4 protein-coding genes are annotated in these 3890 nt (G+C 52.8%); 1 reads left to right on the forward strand and 3 read right to left on the reverse strand.

The features are described from left to right. Positions 1 to 368 (reverse strand): L,D-transpeptidase family protein (locus V6D20_04705; GenBank protein HEY9815093.1); only part of this gene is annotated, 368 nt, incomplete at its 3' end. A 492-nt stretch (positions 369 to 860) separates the two neighbouring features. Between V6D20_04705 and V6D20_04710 the strand changes: the two genes are divergently transcribed. After that, complete coding sequence (locus V6D20_04710; GenBank protein HEY9815094.1) at positions 861 to 2144, forward strand: Glu/Leu/Phe/Val dehydrogenase; 1284 nt, start codon at positions 861 to 863, stop codon at positions 2142 to 2144. A 49-nt stretch (positions 2145 to 2193) separates the two neighbouring features. On the opposite strand, the gene V6D20_04715 is transcribed toward V6D20_04710, so the two are convergent. Both V6D20_04715 and V6D20_04720 read right to left on the reverse strand, forming a co-directional pair. Further along, positions 2194 to 3381 (reverse strand): pentapeptide repeat-containing protein, encoded by a 1188-nt coding sequence (locus V6D20_04715; protein ID HEY9815095.1) that lies wholly within the window; start codon positions 3379 to 3381, stop codon positions 2194 to 2196. Between the two features lie 293 nt (positions 3382 to 3674). Continuing rightward, positions 3675 to 3890 (reverse strand): hypothetical protein (locus tag V6D20_04720; protein ID HEY9815096.1); only part of this gene is annotated, 216 nt, incomplete at its 5' end.

Raw genomic sequence — 3890 nt, forward strand, 5'->3', positions numbered from 1 at the left:
TAGTTGCCGTCATAGTACATGGCATAGGGGACATCAGGAATGTCGTAGCCCTCACCCTGCATCCGGGATGAAACATACCGAGCCTGCATCCAAAACACGCCTGTCGGGGTACGTTCACCCTCCCGCCCACTGGAAATAATCACGCTATAAACTGGGTTGCCACCTTCCCAAGCTGTCAAACGCTGAGTTGATAAATCAACCAAAATCCAGCGTTGATTAGAGTTTTTCAGATCATCGACCCAGCCAGAAATCCAGTCGCTCTGGGCTGGTGTGGCGGCCATCGGTAGATGGAGTAAGGCTGGAGCACTCCAAATCCCCACCGACAAGGTAGCGATCGCGGCCATCGAAACTAATTTGATTAGGCGCATGATACGGTCTCCACAGGTTGAATTGATAACGCAAAGGGTCTTGAAACAACTTGTTCAGCGAGCATTCAGCGAACAAGGTTGCTAGAACAGCTTGGATACAATCCCATCTCTTGGAAAAAACACGTCGCACAGCAAGTAGATCAACCATCAACCGCAACTATGGTGAGATGGGCTACAGATAGAGCTTGAGTGCTGGGAATTCAATCTCCCATGGTTCTGAGAGCTAAAACTTCCTATCGACCTACTTCCAATGTCTAAACTCCTATCGTGCTCCCCAAATCTGGTTTATATGTTGACATCTCCATAGAAGTCCTCACTCAAGAAAAAACACATTGAATGTGACTATGTTTAGTAGTGTTTGATACAGAATGAAGGCACTATAAGGATACAGCCATGTTCTGCATCTCACGTTTGACTTCCTCGTGGCGGCGAACGTAGACCAGGCATCGCCTCTTCCCCTCTCCCAACGCCTCATCAAGGACGGTATCCTCCATGCTGCACTCCACCCTCTCCGATGCCAATCTGCGTTTAGAAAAAGCACTGCGCTACGTCACTATCTCTAATGACGCTATTGAGCGCCTAAAGTATCCCAAGGCCAGTCTATGCGTTTCCATTCCCGTGCGTATGGACGACGGTAGTCTACGGGTCTTCCAGGGCTATCGCGTGCGCTACGACGACACCCGCGGCCCCACCAAGGGCGGTGTACGCTTCCATCCTAATGTGTCGCTGGATGAAGTGCAGTCCCTCGCGTTTTGGATGACCTTCAAATGTGCGGCGCTGAACTTGCCCTTTGGCGGCGCAAAGGGGGGGATCACGGTGAATCCCAAAGATTTCTCTAAGTTTGAGCTAGAGCGTCTTAGTCGTGGCTATGTGGATGCGATCGCCAATTTTATTGGCCCAGATGTGGATATTCCTGCCCCGGATGTCTACACCAATCCCATGATCATGGGCTGGATGATGGATCAATACAGCATCATTCGCCGAAAAATTACCCCGGCGGTGGTCACGGGCAAGCCGATTTCCATGGGCGGTAGTCTGGGTCGGGAAACAGCGACAGCCATGGGTGCCTTTTTCGTTATCCATACCCTGATGGAAAAGCTAGGGCGGACGTCGACTGACCTGACCGTTGCCATTCAGGGTTTTGGTAATGCTGGCGGTGTGTTGGCAGAATTATTGGCTAAAGCTAACTATCGGGTGGTCGCGGTGAGTGATTCTCAGGGCGGCATCTATGCCAAAACTGGGTTGGATATTCCCAGCATCCGTCAATATAAAGAATCGAGTCGGGGGATCAAGGCCGTCTACTGTGAAGGTACGGTGTGCAATATTGTGGAACACCGAGTGATTACCAATGAGGAACTGCTGGAACTGGATGTGGATATCCTGATCCCGGCGGCGCTAGAAAATCAGATTACGGAAGAGAATGCACCGCGCATTAAAGCTCCCTATATTTTTGAGGTTGCCAACGGCCCTGTCACCTCCGCTGCCGACGGGATTCTAGAGCAACGCGGCATCCAGATCTTCCCCGATATTTTGGTGAATGCTGGCGGTGTGACGGTGAGCTATTTTGAATGGGTGCAAAACCGCAGTGGCTACTATTGGTCGCTAAATGAGGTGAACAGTCGCCTGCAGGAACGCATGATGGAGGAAACCAATCGCATTTGGGATCTATCCCAGGATCTGGGGATCTCTATGCGTACGGCGGCCTACGTCCATGCGCTTAATCGCTTGGAGGATGCTGTGCAGGCCAAGGGCACCCGCGATTACTACATGAGCTAGTCGAGGGCCGTGCCCCACCCCAACAACTCGTTCGAGGTCGTCGGGGTGGCTACGGCAGGTCTGGGGGCGATCGCCTTGGCCCACCATGCTGAATATGTCTGTGGCTCAGATGTTTGCTGACGGTCAGCACATGATCTAAAAGCTGGTCTGGGCGCTCGTTAGCGTTGGGGGAACGTTGTCGGGCTTGCACTGCGTTGGATAGATTCAGGGCACGTTCATAGGAGATCATGAAGTCGTGGTAGATCTTATTGTGATTAGCCTGGGGTGCCGTTCTGATTAACACCGATACGCCTTGGTGGATGGTGTGGCTGATATCTTGAATGGAAATCTGCGCCTCGGGGTTTTGGGTGTCTGTGCGGCGAACGGCTTGGGCAAAGGCATACCAGTTCAATCCATAGCTAAAGGAAAGCTGGACGGTTGCCAAGGTTCGCTGCATGAGGTTTTCAAAGGCCAGACCGGATAACTGCCCGCGTTGGGGGAAGCGATCGCCTTCTTGTAAAAAAATATAGTCGCAGACGCCTTGGTCAAAGCGGGTGTCGCTATTAATCCGCCAATGTTCGATACAGGCAGCGGTGAATTTTGCTCGCTGGAAGTTGGTGCCGAGGGCTTGGATGCCCTGGAGGTTGCTGTGGGTGAGATTAGCTTCGGCAAAGTTACCTTCGCTGACGTCAGCATGGGCCAAGATCGACTGGTAAAAATTGGTGCCATAGCAATTGCCCCAACGTAGGTAGGCGTCGGTTAGGTTAGCCTGCTTAAGATTGGCTTCCTGAAGATTGGCCCAGCGCAGGTTGGTACCGCGAAATAGGGTGCCGATGGCGTAGGCTCCCTCTAGGTTGACGCCGCTGAGGTAGGCATGGCTAGCATCGGTGCTGATCAGGTCGGCTTCGCTGAAGTTGGTGTCACGAAAGTCGGCATTCACTAAGGAACTGCCCCGCAGGCTAGCGCCGCGAAAATCACTTTCCCAAGCGATCGCGCCTTCCAGACTAGCCTGTTGTACCTGAGCATCCCGACCGTTGACGTAGCAAAGGTTTGCATGGCGCAGGTTGGCCTGCTGCAAGATAGCTCCGCGTAGATCGGCATAGGCCAAGTTTACTTCGGAAAGATCAATGCCGCTTAAGTCCTGGCGGCGTAAGGATGCATGGGATAAATCAATGAAAATACGAGGGTGATCCTGCCGCCATTGATTCCAGGCGGATGGGCCGGCTTGAAGCTGGGCAACGTGCTGTGGATCTGCCATGTCACGTAGGGAAGATGAGAGGGAGCTACAAGGATGAATAGGTATCTGAGCCTTGAAGAATGTCTGAAACCCATCAGTGGCAGTCATTCTTCAAGAGCTATCATTCCTCCCGAGGCTAATGCTGCCTTGGGGTGCTATACCTTTCTTCACGCGTTTAGCGCCATCATCCGGCATCCGACAATATGCTGAAATAACTTCAGCATATTCACGTGTTTTCTCAGCCTTTTCATACCTCGTTGGGACTAGGGCGATCGCTTCCATTCTCCCTAGGATCACTACTCCTCCGAACTTGCCTAATCCAGCAGCCCATCTGGCGGTGTAATTTCGATCCGCTGCTGCTCTAAATCCACCACCGGCACGATCGCTTCCACGAAGGGGATCAGCAAGGGCGGCGTTTGGCGTTTTTTGGCGCGAGGAGTCTTGGCGGACTTACGGCGATCGGGATGGTGGGGCGTCGGTTCTACCGGTTCCTCGGGCTCTGGCATTCCAGACGTAGGGCGCTCCACCAC

Source organism: Candidatus Obscuribacterales bacterium, assembly GCA_036703605.1.
Classification (GTDB): Bacteria; Cyanobacteriota; Cyanobacteriia; order RECH01; family RECH01; genus RECH01.